The sequence below is a fragment of the Streptomyces sp. NPDC003032 genome, assembly GCF_053591415.1.
Genome location: NZ_JBSFTT010000021.1, coordinates 1 through 13,632, shown reverse-complemented (window position 1 = coordinate 13,632; position 13,632 = coordinate 1). Strand labels below are relative to the sequence as shown.

The 13,632-nt window shown below is 69.2% G+C and carries 14 protein-coding genes, 1 tRNA gene and 1 pseudogene; 10 read left to right on the top strand and 6 right to left on the bottom strand.

Features of this window, described 5'->3' with window-relative positions:
- Positions 1 to 73: 73 nt before the first annotated feature.
- The 5 genes from ACWDZ7_RS26690 to ACWDZ7_RS26670 all read left to right on the top strand — a co-directional run bounded on the left by ACWDZ7_RS26690 (position 74) and on the right by ACWDZ7_RS26670 (position 3,410).
- Positions 74 to 1,090 carry a FecCD family ABC transporter permease gene (locus ACWDZ7_RS26690; RefSeq protein WP_451800399.1) on the top strand — a complete coding sequence of 339 codons (1,017 nt, stop codon included), beginning with the start codon at positions 74 to 76 and terminating at the stop codon, positions 1,088 to 1,090.
- Entirely contained in the window at positions 1,087 to 1,860 is a 774-nt protein-coding gene (locus ACWDZ7_RS26685; protein ID WP_451800397.1) for an ABC transporter ATP-binding protein, read from the top strand. The genes ACWDZ7_RS26690 and ACWDZ7_RS26685 overlap by 4 nt, the downstream gene beginning before the upstream one ends.
- A gap of 69 nt (positions 1,861 to 1,929) precedes the next feature.
- The gene (locus ACWDZ7_RS26680) at positions 1,930 to 2,031 is read left to right on the top strand and encodes a putative leader peptide (RefSeq protein ID WP_451515581.1); all 102 of its coding nucleotides are present in this window, start codon (positions 1,930 to 1,932) and stop codon (positions 2,029 to 2,031) included.
- Between the two features lie 125 nt (positions 2,032 to 2,156).
- A complete protein-coding gene (locus tag ACWDZ7_RS26675) occupies positions 2,157 to 2,444 on the top strand; it encodes a MoaD/ThiS family protein (protein ID WP_451800396.1) in 288 nt (95 codons plus the stop codon).
- A 12-nt stretch (positions 2,445 to 2,456) separates the two neighbouring features.
- Positions 2,457 to 3,410, top strand: a complete 954-nt coding sequence (locus tag ACWDZ7_RS26670; protein WP_451515583.1) for a PLP-dependent cysteine synthase family protein — start codon at positions 2,457 to 2,459, stop codon at positions 3,408 to 3,410.
- Between the two features lie 60 nt (positions 3,411 to 3,470).
- Here the strand turns inward: ACWDZ7_RS26670 and ACWDZ7_RS26665 are convergent, their stop codons facing one another.
- Positions 3,471 to 3,941 (bottom strand): type II toxin-antitoxin system PemK/MazF family toxin, encoded by a 471-nt coding sequence (locus ACWDZ7_RS26665; protein ID WP_451800395.1) that lies wholly within the window; start codon positions 3,939 to 3,941, stop codon positions 3,471 to 3,473.
- Between the two features lie 201 nt (positions 3,942 to 4,142).
- On the opposite strand from ACWDZ7_RS26665, the gene ACWDZ7_RS26660 reads away from it, so the two are divergent.
- Positions 4,143 to 4,895 carry an MBL fold metallo-hydrolase gene (locus ACWDZ7_RS26660; RefSeq protein WP_451800393.1) on the top strand — a complete coding sequence of 251 codons (753 nt, stop codon included), beginning with the start codon at positions 4,143 to 4,145 and terminating at the stop codon, positions 4,893 to 4,895.
- A gap of 98 nt (positions 4,896 to 4,993) precedes the next feature.
- Here ACWDZ7_RS26660 and ACWDZ7_RS26655 read toward each other — a convergent pair whose 3' ends face one another.
- Together ACWDZ7_RS26655 and ACWDZ7_RS26650 are read right to left on the bottom strand one after the other, a co-directional pair.
- Positions 4,994 to 6,259, bottom strand: coding sequence for a PTS transporter subunit EIIC (locus ACWDZ7_RS26655; RefSeq protein WP_451800391.1), 1,266 nt, complete (start codon positions 6,257 to 6,259; stop codon positions 4,994 to 4,996).
- Positions 6,260 to 6,525: 266 nt separating this feature from the next.
- On the bottom strand, positions 6,526 to 7,839 hold the full coding sequence (locus ACWDZ7_RS26650; protein ID WP_451800389.1) for a PTS transporter subunit EIIC: 1,314 nt from the start codon (positions 7,837 to 7,839) through the stop codon (positions 6,526 to 6,528).
- A 230-nt stretch (positions 7,840 to 8,069) separates the two neighbouring features.
- Between ACWDZ7_RS26650 and ACWDZ7_RS26645 the strand changes: the two are divergent.
- The 4 genes and pseudogenes from ACWDZ7_RS26645 to rdgB all read left to right on the top strand — a co-directional run.
- Positions 8,070 to 8,306, top strand: a pseudogene (locus ACWDZ7_RS26645) (glucose PTS transporter subunit EIIB); the annotation flags it as partial.
- Positions 8,307 to 8,568: 262 nt separating this feature from the next.
- Complete coding sequence (gene rph, locus ACWDZ7_RS26640; protein ID WP_451800388.1) at positions 8,569 to 9,315, top strand: ribonuclease PH; 747 nt, start codon at positions 8,569 to 8,571, stop codon at positions 9,313 to 9,315.
- 108 nt (positions 9,316 to 9,423) lie between these two features.
- The gene (locus ACWDZ7_RS26635; RefSeq protein ID WP_451800386.1) at positions 9,424 to 9,819 is read left to right on the top strand and encodes a hypothetical protein; all 396 of its coding nucleotides are present in this window, start codon (positions 9,424 to 9,426) and stop codon (positions 9,817 to 9,819) included.
- A 59-nt stretch (positions 9,820 to 9,878) separates the two neighbouring features.
- Complete coding sequence (rdgB, locus tag ACWDZ7_RS26630; RefSeq protein ID WP_451800384.1) at positions 9,879 to 10,481, top strand: RdgB/HAM1 family non-canonical purine NTP pyrophosphatase; 603 nt, start codon at positions 9,879 to 9,881, stop codon at positions 10,479 to 10,481.
- 55 nt (positions 10,482 to 10,536) lie between these two features.
- Here the strand turns inward: rdgB and ACWDZ7_RS26625 are convergent.
- From ACWDZ7_RS26625 to ACWDZ7_RS26615, 3 genes are all read right to left on the bottom strand, one after another.
- Positions 10,537 to 10,621, bottom strand: a tRNA-Leu gene (locus tag ACWDZ7_RS26625).
- 33 nt (positions 10,622 to 10,654) lie between these two features.
- Entirely contained in the window at positions 10,655 to 11,704 is a 1,050-nt protein-coding gene (locus ACWDZ7_RS26620; protein WP_451800382.1) for an HNH endonuclease, read from the bottom strand.
- A 118-nt stretch (positions 11,705 to 11,822) separates the two neighbouring features.
- Complete coding sequence (locus tag ACWDZ7_RS26615; protein ID WP_451800380.1) at positions 11,823 to 13,508, bottom strand: IS1182 family transposase; 1,686 nt, start codon at positions 13,506 to 13,508, stop codon at positions 11,823 to 11,825.
- Positions 13,509 to 13,632: the final 124 nt, after the last annotated feature.

Below are 13,632 nucleotides of genomic sequence, written 5' to 3'. Positions count from 1 at the left end.
GGGGATCCAGCCCGTCCGGCGTTTGAGGACGAGCCCGAAGGGCGATAAACGCGGATCAAAGGGGCACCGCCTCTTGATCCTGACGATACTCACCGCAGCCCTCGCGGCAGCGACAGTCGCCGGGCTCGCCCTCGGCTCAGTCAGCATCCCCCCGAGCCAGGTCCTGGAGATACTGAGCGGCAGAGCAGAACCCTCCCCGTTCAGAACCATCGTCCTGGACGTAAGACTCCCCAGAGTCCTACTGGGCGCCGCCGTCGGAGCCGGACTGGCAGTCATCGGCACCGTCCTCCAGGCGCTGGTCCGCAACCCCCTCGCCGACCCGTTCCTGCTCGGCGTCTCCTCGGGCGCCTCCGTAGGCGCGGTCTCCGCGATCGTGCTCGGCGGCGTCTTCGGCCTCGGTACCGCCCTGACCACCACCGTCACCATCCCCGCCGCCTCCTTCGTGGGCGCGCTGATCTCCCTGGTCCTCGTCTACGCCCTGGCGAGAACCGGCGGCGGGGGATTCGCCACCGGGCGCCTGATCCTCGCGGGCGTCGCCGTCTCGTACATCCTGACCGCGCTGACCAGCCTCATCCTGGTCACCGCGGACAGCGCCGACCACCTCAAGGAAGTCCTGTACTGGACGCTCGGCGGCCTCGGCAGCGCCCGCTGGGACATGCTCGCCCTGCCCTGCGCCGTCCTGGCCGTCGGCACGGCGCTCCTTGTCGCGTTGGCCAGACCTCTCGACCTGCTGCTCGTCGGCGAGGAGGGCGCCACCGTCCTCGGCCTGGACACGGCCCGCTTCCGCGCCGCGGTCTTCGTCCTCGCCTCGCTCCTGACGGGAGTCCTCGTCGCGTACAGCGGGGCCATCGGCTTCGTCGGCCTGATGGTGCCGCACGCCGCCCGCATGCTGGTCGGCGCCGCGCACCGCCCGCTGCTGCCGGTGGTGGCGCTGATGGGCGCGGTGTTCCTGGTCGGCGCCGACCTCGCCGCGCGTACGGTGGCAGCGCCGCAGGACATCCCGGTCGGCGTGCTCACCGCGCTGACCGGCGGCCCGTTCTTCCTGTGGCTGCTGCGCAGGAGCCAGACGCACGAAGGGGTGTCGGCATGATGCTGCGCGCCGAGAACCTCGGCTACACCCTTCCCGGCGGCGCGCGCCTGCTCGACGGCGTCTCACTCGCTGTCGCCGAGGGCGAGACGGTCGGCGTCGTCGGCCCCAACGGCAGTGGCAAGACGACCCTGCTGCGCTGCGTGTACGGGGCGCTCACCCCCTCCGAGGGCCGGGTCCTGCTGGACGGGACCGACCTGGCGGGCCTCGGCGCCAAGGCCCGCTCCCGGCACATCGCCACCGTCCCGCAGGACGGCCAGGCGGGCTTCGACCTCACCGTGCGGCAGATCGTCGCGATGGGCCGCTCCCCGCACAAACGCTTCTGGGAGGGCGACACCGAGCGGGACGAGGAACTGGTGCGGGCCGCCCTGGCCCGCGTCGGCGCGGCGGGCCTCGCCGACCGCTCCTTCGCCGCGCTCTCCGGCGGCGAGCGCCAACGTGCCCTGGTGGCACGGGCGTTGGTGCAGCAGCCCACGGTCCTCATCCTCGACGAGCCGACCAATCACCTCGACATCCGCTACCAGCTGGAGATCCTCGGCCTGGTCGGCGGCCTCGGCACGACCAATCTCCTCGCCCTGCACGACCTGAACCTCGCGGCGTACTACTGCGACCGCCTGTACGTCCTGCGGGACGGCCGACCGGTCGCCTCCGGCACCCCCAAGGAGGTCCTGACCAGCGAGATGCTCGCCGAGGTGTACGGCGTGACGGCGGAGGTCGCGGTGCACCCGGCGACGGGCGCCCCGACGGTCACCTACCTCCCGGCATCCAGGTAATGGACGGAAACCGTCCACCATGCGAGATCACATTCCAGAACCCGGACCGGGAATCGATACGATGAGCCCATGGTTCCCTACGACGTGAGCGACAAGATGCCGGGCATGCTGCTCGTGGCGCGTCTGCACGTCGACCTGTGCAGGCTCAGCAGCGCCATCTGTTCGCGCTGACCCCTGCCGCCGTACGGCCGGAAACGGGCCGCGGCGCCTCATCCGCGTACGAACGCGCACACCGGCGCACCACCGGGCCGCCGCGCGCCCACTCATCTGAACTCTTCCGACAGGAGCCCTCAGCCATGGCCATCGAGGTCCGCATCCCGACCATCCTCCGCACCTACACCGACGGCGAGAAGGCCGTCCAGGGCAGCGGAGGCACCCTTGCCGAGCTCTTCACCGACCTCGACTCGCGGCACACGGGCATCGCCGAGCGACTCATCGACCCGGCGAACGACGGCAAGCTGCGCCGCTTCGTGAACGTGTACCTCAACGACGAGGACGTCCGCTTCCTCGACGGCATCTCCACGAAGCTGACCGACGGCGACAGCGTCACGATCCTGCCGGCCGTCGCCGGCGGCATGGTCTAGGCCCGATCCCGGATGCCTCGCTACGACTCCCCGCTCGCCGCGGTCGGCAACACGCCGCTCGTCCGCCTGCCGCGCCTGTCGCCGTCCGACGACGTCCGCATCTGGGCCAAGCTGGAGGACCGCAACCCGACCGGCTCCATCAAGGACCGGCCCGCGCTGCACATGGTCGAACAGGCCGAGAAGGACGGCCGGTTGACGCCCGGCTGCACGATCCTGGAGCCGACCTCCGGCAACACCGGCATCTCGCTCGCCATGGCGGCCAAGCTCAAGGGCTACCGCATCGTGTGCGTCATGCCGGAGAACACCTCCCAGGAGCGGCGCGACCTGCTCGCCATGTGGGGCGCCGAGATCATCTCCTCCCCGGCGGCCGGAGGCTCCAACACCGCGGTCCGCGTCGCCAAGGAACTGGCCGCCGAGCACCCGGACTGGGTCATGCTCTACCAGTACGGCAACCCCGACAACGCGGGCGCCCACTACGCCACGACGGGCCCGGAGATCCTCACGGACCTGCCCACCATCACCCACTTCGTGGCGGGCCTCGGCACCACGGGCACGCTCATGGGCGTCGGCCGCTATCTGCGCGAACAGAAGCCGGACATCAAGATCGTCGCCGCCGAGCCGCGCTACGACGACCTCGTCTACGGCCTGCGCAACCTCGACGAGGGCTTCGTCCCCGAGCTGTACGACGCTTCCGTGCTGACCACCCGCTTCTCCGTCGGCTCGGCCGACGCGGTGACGCGCACGCGCGAACTCCTCCAGCAGGAGGGCATCTTCGCGGGCGTCTCCACGGGCGCGGCGCTGCACGCGGCGATCGGCATGGGCAACAAGGCCGTCAAGGCCGGCGAGAGCGCCGACATCGTCTTCGTCGTCGCCGACGGCGGCTGGAAGTACCTGTCGACGGGCGTCTACACCGCGGCGACGACCGAGGCGGCGATCGAGACGCTGCACGGGCAACTCTGGGCGTAGTCGGCTTGAAATCCCGCTGCCCGGGCTGGTTCTCCAGCCCGGGCAGCGGCATCTCCAGGCTCAACCGGCCAAGTACCGCACCTGATCCCACAACACCGGATCCACCACCCCCGCCCTGCGCCGGAACTCCCACAGCGGTACGTCCCTCAGCTCATCGGTCTCCAGGAAGCTGGGACGCCCCTCCGCGTCACCCACCGAGCCCGGCGGCAGCGGGATCACACCCGCCCGCTCCTCGTGGTACCGGCTGGTGATCTTCGCGACGAGGGCCCTCTCCCCGCGCACCGAGAGGACCAGACACGGCCGGTCCTTCCCGCCGGGCCCGTCCTCGTAGGGCACCCGAGCCCACCAGATCTCCGCGGGCCGCGGCGCGGGCAGCCGCCGCCGGGGCCCCCGCGGCCCCCGCGGCGGCCGCTGCCGGCCCGGCGGACGGGTGCTCGATCGCCGCGGCCCGCGGCCCCAGCCGTCCACCAGCGCGACAACCAGGGCCAGCACCACCACGGCGGCCAGCGCGAGCCACCACGACGTGTCCATACGCACGACGGTACCGGCGCACTCCCCGTACCGCCCGCCGTCCCACCAACGGCCCCATGCGCCCCCCGAACCGGTGACAGCGCAGGTGAGTTCCCCCACAACGGCCCTCGACGGAGGAGCGACCAGCCCTTTTGCGCCTTACGCTCGACGGACCGCATACCCACTCCCCAGCTCTCCTGCCAGCGCGGAGGTCCCAGCTTCATGAAGCTCACCGTCGTCGGCTGCTCGGGGTCGTTTCCGTCCGCGGACTCGGCCTGTTCGAGCTACCTCGTAGAGGCCGACGGCTTCCGGTTGCTGCTCGACATGGGCAATGGCGCCCTCGGCGAGCTGCAGCGCCACATCGGTCTGTACGACCTCGACGCGATCTTCCTCAGCCATCTGCACGCCGACCACTGCATCGACATGTGCGCGTACTTCGTGGCGCGGTACTACCGGCACGAGGGCGGCCGCTGCGCCCCCCTCCCGGTCTACGGCCCCGAGGGCACCGAGCAGCGGCTGACCACCGCGTACGCCGACACGCCCTCGGCCTCCTCGATGAGCGAGGTCTTCGACTTCCACACGGTCAAGCCGGCCTCCTTCGACATCGGCCCGTTCTCGGTGCGCACCGAGAAGGTGCACCACCCCGTCGAGGCGTACGCCATCCGTGTCGAGCACGGCGGGAGGTCACTCACGTACTCCGGGGACACGGGCACCTGCGAACACCTGGACGAACTCGCCACCGGTACCGACCTGTTCCTCTGCGAGGCCGCGTTCACGCACGGCAAGGAGAACATCCCCGACCTGCACCTCAACGGCCGCGAGGCCGGCCAGTGCGCCCAGCGCGCCGGTGCGGGGAGGCTGCTGCTCACCCATATCCCGCCGTGGACGGACCCCCAGGTGAACCTCGCGGACGCGCGCGCCGTGTACGACGGCCCGGCGGACCTGGCGGCGCCCGGAGTCACGTACGAGATCTGACCGGGACGTGCGAGATCTGACAGAGCCCCCGCCGTTGGTGTCAACGGCGGGGGCTCTCGTCGTCCCCGGTTCGGGGTCGTCCCCGGTTCGGGCGGAGGCTACTTCGCCTCGGCCTTCAGCAGCTCGGCCAGCTCCTCGTCGGACTCGCGGCCCGGCGTCGGGAGGTTGAACTTGGTGATCGCGAAGCGGAAGACCACGTAGTAGACCGCGGCGAAGCAGAGGCCGACCAGGGCCAGGCCCCACGGGTTCTTCGCGATGCCGAGGTTCAGGAAGAAGTCGACCGCGCCCGCCGAGAAGCCGAAGCCGTCCTTCATGCCGAGCGCCCAGGTCAGCGCCATGGAGACACCGGTGAGCACCGCGTGGATCGCGTACAGGACCGGCGCGATGAACATGAAGGTGAACTCGATCGGCTCGGTCACACCGGTCACGAACGCGGTGAGCGCGAGCGAGAACATCATGCCGCCGACGACCTTGCGGCGCTCGGGACGGGCGCAGTGGACGATCGCGAGGCAGGCCGCCGGGAGGGCGAACATCATGATCGGGAAGAAGCCGGTCATGAACTGGCCCGCGGTCGGGTCACCGGCGAGGAAGCGGTTGATGTCGCCGCTCTTGCCCTCGTACGAGCCCGCCTGGAACCACGGGAAGGAGTTCAGCAGGTGGTGCATGCCGACCGGGATCAGCGCACGGTTGGCGACACCGAAGATGCCCGCGCCCACGGCGCCCGAACCGACCAGCCACTCACCGAAGTTGTGCAGACCCGTGCCGAGGACCGGCCAGATGTAGCCGAACGCGATGCCGAGGATCAGGCCCGCGAAGGCCGAGAGGATCGGGACGAGACGGCGGCCGCCGAAGAAGCCCGCCCAGTCGGGCAGCTTGGTCCGGTAGAACTTCTGGTACAGCAGGGCCACGACGATACCCATCACGACACCGCCGAGGACCTTGGCGTCCACGGGGGCTTCTATCATGACGATCTTGCCGTCGACGACCTTCGCGATCTTGTCGAGGTTCGGGTCGGTGAACGTGGCGAGTACGTTCTTGAAGACGAGGTAGCCGGTGACGGCGGCCAGCGCCGTCGAGCCGTCGGACTTCTTGGCGAAGCCGATCGCGATGCCGACGGCGAACAGCAGCGCCATGTTGTCGAGGATCGCGTTGCCGCCCGCCGCCATGAACGAGGCGATCTTGGTGACGAAGGCCGGGAAGGAGTCCCGGCCCAGCATGTCGGGGTTGCCGAGACGGACGAGCAGGGCGCCTGCGGGCAGCACGGCGACCGGCAGCATGAGGCTGCGGCCGATGCGCTGCATGACAGCCATCACGCCGGCGCCCTTCTTCTTCTCGGCCGCGGGAGCGGAACTGGCCGTGGACACAACTTCCTCCAGTGGGCAAGGCGCCGCCTGGGGACATGGAAGTGGGGGACGGCGGCGTCTCCGGGGGACGCGGCGAGAATGCCGCGTGGTCTACACCAATAAGTGGTGTAGACCTGTTGTAGCACGGTGAAGGTGGCGTAAGGAACCTGCGATTCCTGTGGCCTGGGCCATATCTGGATATGACAGGCCAAAGGCCCCCGGACCTTGCGATCCGAGGGCCGTAAGCGGACGGCGAAGGCTCTCCGCGGTCTCTTTGCGGCGGACGGTTACGCCTTCGTCTGCTCCCTGTCCAACGCCTCCGCCTCCTCCTCCGGTTCACGTCCCGGAGTCGCCAGATCGAACTTCGTGATGACGAAGCGGAATACGAAGTAGTACACGACGCCGAAGCCAAGACCGATCAGAATGATCAGCCACGGCTTGGTCGCCAGGCTCCAGTTGATGACGTAGTCGATCAGCCCCGCGGAGAAGCTGAAGCCGTCCTTCACACCCAGCGCCCATGTCACCGCCATCGAGACACCGGTGAGCACCACGTGGAGCGCGTACAGCAGCGGCGCGATGAAGAGGAACGAGTACTCGATCGGCTCGGTGATGCCCGTGACGAACGACGTCAGGCCCACCGACAGCATCAAGCCGCCCACCACCTTGCGCCGCTCCGGACGCGCGCAGTGCGTGATCGCGAGGGCCGCCGCCGGCAGCGCGAACATCATGATCGGGAAGAACCCCGAGGTGAACTGGCCCGCCGTCGGATCACCCGCCAGGAACCGGTTGATGTCACCGTGCACCATCGTGCCGTCCGGCTTCGTGTAGTCGCCGAACTGGAACCATACGAACGTATTCAGGAACTGGTGCAGACCCACCGTGAGCAGCGCCCGGTTGGCGACACCGAAGATGCCGGAGCCCAGCCAGCCGAGGTCGACGAGCCACTTGGAGAAGCTGGTCAGCGCGTCACCGATGGGCGGCCAGATCCAGACGCACAGGCCCGCGAAGACGAGCCCGACGAAGGCCATGATGATCGGCACCAGCCGACGGCCGTTGAAGAAGCCGAGCCAGTCGACCAGCTTCACGCGGTGGAAGCGCTGCCAGAACCACGAGGCCAGCAGGCCCATCACGATGCCGCCGAAGACCCCCGGGTTCTGGAACGCCGCCTGCGCGACCGTGCCGTCCTCCGCGACGCAGACGCCGCTCCACATGCCCGCGGCGCCGAACGTCGTGTCCGCGGGGCAGTCCTCGGGGAAGGCGCGCAGCACCCCGTAGTAGACGAGGAAACCGGCGACCGCCGCGAGGGCCGTCGACCCGTCCGCCTTCTTCGCCATCCCGATCGCGACACCGATGCAGAACAGCAGCGGCAGCCCGAGCGAGGAGTCCAGCAGCGAACCGCCCGCCGCCGCGAACACCTTTGCCACGTTCGTCCAGCCGAGGCCGTCCTCGCCGAAGACGTCCGGCTGGCCGAGACGGTTGAGGATGCCCGCCGCCGGCAGGACCGCGATGGGCAGCTGGAGGCTGCGGCCCATCTTCTGCAGCCCCTGGAACAGGCCGTTCCACCACTTCTTCCGCGGTACCGCGGCGGCGTCGGAACTCATCGGCGTCCTCCCGGAACAGGCCAGGTTTGGCGGTCGTGGGAAACTGGTGTAGACCAGTTGGAGCGAGTTGGGAACGGGTGGGGGCGCCGCCTCGGCGGGAGCCGACACCTTGATCGTCATCATTGGGCACGCCCGCCGTGACCGCCCGCGAAGATGGTCCAACCGTGCGTTAACGTGACACAGCGGACCTACGGCGTGCTGAGGCCGCGTCCTTTGGAACCAGGGAGAAACACATGGCCAGCAAGGCTGAGAAGATCGTCGCCGGGCTCGGCGGCATCGACAACATCGAAGAGGTCGAGGGCTGCATCACCCGCCTCCGCACGGAGGTCCACGATCCGAGCCTCGTCGACGACGCCGCGCTGAAGGCCGCCGGCGCCCACGGCGTCGTCAAGATGGGCACCGCGATCCAGGTCGTCATCGGCACGGACGCCGACCCGATCGCCGCGGACATCGAAGACATGATGTGAGTTCCTGACCCCGCATCGCGGGACCCGCATCGCGGGACCCATACAGAGGGGCCTGCGATGGGAGACCCGCACCCAGGGGCCCGCAGCGCGAGACCCGTGCCTAGGAGCCCGCACCGAGAGACCCGCATCGCGGTACCCGCACCGAGAGGCCCCGTCCGCAGCGCTGGACGGGGCCTCTCGCACGCAAGAGCGAGCCCGTCCCGCGGACCGCAGCCCCCAAGGGCGGCAACTCGCGGGCCCGCTCAAAGGCTAGGCTCGACGCATGTCCTCTACGCCCTCGCCCCGCATTGACGGCCGCACTTCCGCACAGCTCCGCCCCGTCACCATCGAACGCGGCTGGAGCAAGCACGCCGAGGGCTCCGTCCTCATCTCCTTCGGCGACACCAAGGTCTTCTGCACCGCCTCCGTCACCGAAGGCGTCCCGCGCTGGCGCAAGGGCAGCGGCGAGGGCTGGGTCACCGCCGAATACTCGATGCTGCCCCGCTCCACCAACACCCGCGGCGACCGCGAAGCCGTCCGCGGCAAGATCGGCGGCCGCACCCACGAGATCTCCCGCCTCATCGGCCGCAGCCTCCGCGCCGTCATCGACCACAAGTCGCTCGGCGAGAACACCATCGTCCTCGACTGCGACGTCCTCCAGGCCGACGGCGGCACCCGCACCGCCGCCATCACCGGCGCGTACGTAGCCCTCGCCGACGCCGTCGCCTGGGCCCAGGGCAAGAAGATCGTCAAGGCCGGCCGCAAGCCCCTCACCGACACCGTCTCCGCCGTCTCCGTCGGCATCGTCGGCGGCGTACCCCTCCTCGACCTCTGCTACGAGGAGGACGTCAGGGCCGACACCGACATGAACGTCGTCTGCACCGGCGACGGCCGCTTCGTCGAGGTCCAGGGCACCGCCGAGGCCGAGCCCTTCGACCGCAAGGAACTCAACGCGCTCCTCGACCTCGCCGTCGGCGGCTGCGAGGACCTCGCCGCCCTCCAGCGCGAGGCGCTCGAAGCGACGCGATAGCGACGTAGGTCACGCCGAGCAACCAACAACCCGCGCCCGGCGTTGTAACGAGTACGGACGCACGGGCGGAACCGTGCGTCCGTACGCACCCCGGGGAGGGACCGAACCATGGCCGCGCGCCACCGTCGTATCGCCACCGCTGTCGCCACAGCCCTGATCGTCGTACCGGCAGGCGTCGGCCTCGTCGGCTGCGACGCCGTCTCCAAGGCCCTGGACTGCGTCCAGACCGCGGACACCATCGCCGACAGCGTCACCGACCTGCAACAGGCCGTCTCGAACGCCGCCGACAACCCCGCCGAGGCGGACCGGGCGCTCGACGACATCGGCAAGAACCTCGACAAGATCGACGACAAGACCGACGACGCCGACGTGGGCAAGGCCGTCGACGACCTCGACAAGGCCGTCGACAACGTCCGCGACGCCATCAAGAACGGCGACAACACGCCCGATGTCAGCCCGGTCACCGACGCGGCGGGCGAACTGACCAAGGTCTGCACGCCGTAAGGAACGCTCGCCACGGACGCGTCGCGCTCCCCGGTACCGGAATCGGGATACTGGGGGGCATGACCCGCCTCATCCTCGCCACCCGCAACAACGGCAAGATCACGGAGCTGAAGGCGATCCTCGCCGACGCAGGCCTCACCCATGAGCTCGTCGGCGCGGACGCCTACCCCGAGATCCCCGACGTCAAGGAAACCGGCGTCACCTTCGCGGAGAACGCCCTGCTCAAGGCGCACGCCCTCGCCCGGGCCACCGGCCTGCCCGCCGTCGCCGACGACTCGGGCCTCTGCGTCGACGTCCTCGGCGGAGCCCCCGGCATCTTCTCCGCCCGCTGGTCGGGCCGCCACGGCGACGACCGGGCCAACCTGGCCCTCCTCCTGGCCCAGCTCTCCGACATCCCCCCGAACCACCGCGCCGCCCACTTCGCCTGCGCGGCGGCCCTAGCGCTCCCCGACGGCACGGAGCGAGTGGTGGAGGGCCGACTCCGGGGCGTACTGCGCCACACTCCCGCGGGCTCCGGAGGCTTCGGCTACGACCCGATCCTCCAGCCGGACGGCGAGACGCGCACGTGCGCGGAACTCTCGCCCGCGGAGAAGAACGCGATCAGCCATCGGGGGGAGGCGTTCCGGGGGTTGGTGCCGGTGGTACGGGAGTTGTTGGGCTGACGCAAACGGGCTGTGTGGCCGGTCCCAGCCGACCGGCCACACAGCCCGCAAAAAGTGCGGCCGGTGGGACTCGAACCCACACGGGTGTGAACCCACTGGGACCTAAACCCAGCATGACTGCCAAATTCCATCACGGCCGCTCAAAAACGGTCAGTGTGTTTGACCGGCGGCGTTCAGTGTACGGGTTGGGCAGGCTGACCGGCGAGAGGTGGTCGCCCCTTCCGGCGGCACCACGTCTCCGTCAACGCGTGGCAGTTGGGGCACAGATACCGCAGGTTCTCCCGTCGGTTGTCGCGCCAGTCTCCGTTGACGTGGTCGATCTGCAAAGTGACCGACTGCCCCAGCCATTCCCCGGTGCTGCCACACCACGCGCACTGGTACGGGACTCCGATTTCGGTCAGGGCCCGATGGAGCTGGGGCCTCCTGGTCCGCCCGGCGTCGTCCGGCAGGACGACCAACACCCGGTGTGCGGTCGACGGCGGTGCGGGGCGCTCCGGCTGTCCCCAGGCCCTGCGTTTGAAGTGGCTCGTGTCGAGATGGAGGCGTGCCGCCGTGCGGCGGACACGGCGGTGATTCGTGTCGTTGACCTCCACGCCGAGACCACGCATCACATCGGCATAGCTCGAGCAGCTCCGCACCAGGTCGCGCAGGTCTTCCTCCCGGATGAGCAGACGCTGGTGGGAGAAGTGCCTGGTGTCGATGTGCTGAGCACGCAGTATGCGACTCAGTGTTGCGCGGGAGCGGCTGTCGTCCGGCACGCCCAACGCGCGAGCCACGCCGCGCACGCTGGTGGCCGTCAAGGCCGCCGTCTGCAGTTCCTCGATGGTGACGGGAAGGTCCACCTCGGGACGGTCGATGCCAGGGAAGTGGCTGATGTCGATGCCTGCGGCGCCGATACGGCGTCGGATGTGGGAGAGCGTCCCTGTGGCCGGTGTGGCGCCCAGCTTCAGTGCTACTTCGCGCAGTGAAGTCGATGACGCTGCGGCTTCGGCAATGGCGGCGTCCGGATACTTACGCCATGGGCTGCGTTTGGCGAAGTGGCTCGTGTCGAGCCCATGCTGGATCACCTTCTCCTGCACCACGCGGCGCTGCCCGCCGTCCGTCCCGAGGCCGAGGCGGCGCATCAGGTCGGTCCAGTTGCGTGCCTCAGCGACCATCGCCATGAGGTGCTTCTTGCTGTAGACGCCCTCCGGGCGTTCCTTGGTGTACCGGCTGACCGGCATCTTCCCCTCCGTATCCGGCCGCCCGTTCGCGGCCTCGTACGGAGTAACGAACCGAAAATCGGACCGTCACGCCCGAAATGCGGAACGGCCCGCCCTACTTGTAGGTGGACGCTGTTGGTTAATCCGGGCCGTGCTGCTTCGCCCCGTCGAGTTGTTCGGCGGGGCGAAGTGCTGCGAAGTGGCTGGTGCGGGTGCGGGCTCGGGGTGTTTTGGTGAGGTGGGCGTCGATGCGGGCGAGGTTGATCGCGGCGCCCGTGAGCTGGTGCTGAAGGCTGGTCTTCGCCTGGCCGCGGTAACGGGATCTGCGTAATCCGCACCGCAAGACACCCTGGGAGATGGTGCCCTCGATCCCGGCGCGGATCTGGTAGCGGTCCTTCCACTGGTCGGTCTGCTGCTCGGCCCTGGCGGCCCGCAGAGCGTGGTGTTCGTCTTGGTGGCGCAGACGCAGCTCACGGGGCCTGCTGACGGGCGCGTCAAGGCACTGGGCCCGCACGGGACAGGGGCGGCAGTCGTTCACGGAGAACACCACCCGGATAACCGGGAGTCCTTGCTGGGAGAGCCGGTTGCTCCAGGTTCTGCTGGTGTGACCGCCCGGGCAGGTGACCCGCTTGGCGCCCCAGTCGATGGTGAACGCCTCCTGGTCATAGCCGCTTGCGGTGCTTGTCTGGGTGCTCGTGTTGACCTGAACCGGACCGTGCAGGGCCACGCCGTGCTCATGCTGGGCGGCCACGATGTGTGCGGCGGTGGGGTAGCCGGCGTCGACCCAGTGCTCGTCGGGCAGGCAGTTCCGTCGGGCCAGGTCCGCATGGATCGTTCCGCTCATCAAACTGTCTGCGACGGTGGCAACGGTGGTGGCCACGTTCGTGATCAGGTGGGGGGCGTCCGGCTCGCAAGTCTCTGTCAGATGGACCTTGTAGCCGTCCCAGAGGATGTCGCGCTTCTTCCCGCAGCGTGCCTCGATGTCATACGGGTTGACCAGGCGTAACGCGCCCGGCGGGCGGTCTTTTGGGGCCCGGCGGATCACCTCTCCCTCCACCAGGTGGAAATGCTGGACCCAGACCTTTCGCAGTGTCTCCACCTCGGGCAGCACGCGCAGCCGCCCGTCCGTTTCAGGGGAGGTCACCGCCATCAGCAGGCGCATCCCGTCCGCCCCGATCCTTCTGCCGACTTCCTCCCGCCTGGACCGGGCTTGGGGGAAACGTGAGTCCTCGGCCCGGGTCGCGTAGTGCTTGAACCAGTCCGGCTCGGCCACCTCCGCCAGCCAGTCAGGGGCTGCCTGGGCCAGCGCGTTCAGGGCAGAGCGCAGTGTCTCCGCGACATGCTCCAGCCAGTTCAGCGCCCTTGCCGCACTCTGCACGTGGGTGGCGTCGGTCCTGGCCCGGCCTGCCGTCTTGAGCAGCCCTCGTTCCCGGGCCGCGGCCAAGATTCCGTCCAAAACCTCGCGCCCGGCATCCGCAGCGATCAGACGGTCCCGGAACTCCGAAAGCACCGAGTAATCGAACCCCGGATCACCCAACTCCAGCCCGAGGGCGTATTTGAAGTCGATTCTCGCCCGCACTGCCTCCGCGGCCTGCCGGTCGGTCAGCCCCTCCACGAACTGCAACACCAGCACCACCGCCAGCCTCCCCGGTGACCAGGCAGGCTTGCCCCGCGCCGGAAACAGGTCAGCGAACTCCTCGTCCGTGAACAACGGCCCCAGCTCGTCCCTCACCCGGATCGCCAGGCTTCTCTTCGGGAACGCGGCCCGCGCCACCCGCACCGTCTCCGCCGGAATCTCCCCAGACCCCTTCGGCTGCATCGACATCCGCACCCACCCCATACGACAACGTCGGCCTTCAAGACCACAACCAGGTCTTGAAGGCCGACGTCACGCGAGCCCCGGAATTAACCAACAGCCTCAACCCCCCGCGGGGCCGGCCGCCGCAACA

Coding starts and splice junctions, on each gene's coding strand:
- ACWDZ7_RS26685 (WP_451800397.1), top strand. CDS start 1,087: ATGATGCTGCGCGCCGAGAACCTCGGCTACACCCTTCCCGGCGGCGCG.
- ACWDZ7_RS26680 (WP_451515581.1), top strand. CDS start 1,930: ATGGTTCCCTACGACGTGAGCGACAAGATGCCGGGCATGCTGCTCGTG.
- ACWDZ7_RS26675 (WP_451800396.1), top strand. CDS start 2,157: ATGGCCATCGAGGTCCGCATCCCGACCATCCTCCGCACCTACACCGAC.
- ACWDZ7_RS26670 (WP_451515583.1), top strand. CDS start 2,457: ATGCCTCGCTACGACTCCCCGCTCGCCGCGGTCGGCAACACGCCGCTC.
- ACWDZ7_RS26665 (WP_451800395.1), bottom strand. CDS start 3,941: ATGGACACGTCGTGGTGGCTCGCGCTGGCCGCCGTGGTGGTGCTGGCC.
- ACWDZ7_RS26660 (WP_451800393.1), top strand. CDS start 4,143: ATGAAGCTCACCGTCGTCGGCTGCTCGGGGTCGTTTCCGTCCGCGGAC.
- ACWDZ7_RS26650 (WP_451800389.1), bottom strand. CDS start 7,839: ATGAGTTCCGACGCCGCCGCGGTACCGCGGAAGAAGTGGTGGAACGGC.
- rph (WP_451800388.1), top strand. CDS start 8,569: ATGTCCTCTACGCCCTCGCCCCGCATTGACGGCCGCACTTCCGCACAG.
- ACWDZ7_RS26635 (WP_451800386.1), top strand. CDS start 9,424: ATGGCCGCGCGCCACCGTCGTATCGCCACCGCTGTCGCCACAGCCCTG.
- rdgB (WP_451800384.1), top strand. CDS start 9,879: ATGACCCGCCTCATCCTCGCCACCCGCAACAACGGCAAGATCACGGAG.
- ACWDZ7_RS26620 (WP_451800382.1), bottom strand. CDS start 11,704: ATGCCGGTCAGCCGGTACACCAAGGAACGCCCGGAGGGCGTCTACAGC.
- ACWDZ7_RS26615 (WP_451800380.1), bottom strand. CDS start 13,508: ATGTCGATGCAGCCGAAGGGGTCTGGGGAGATTCCGGCGGAGACGGTG.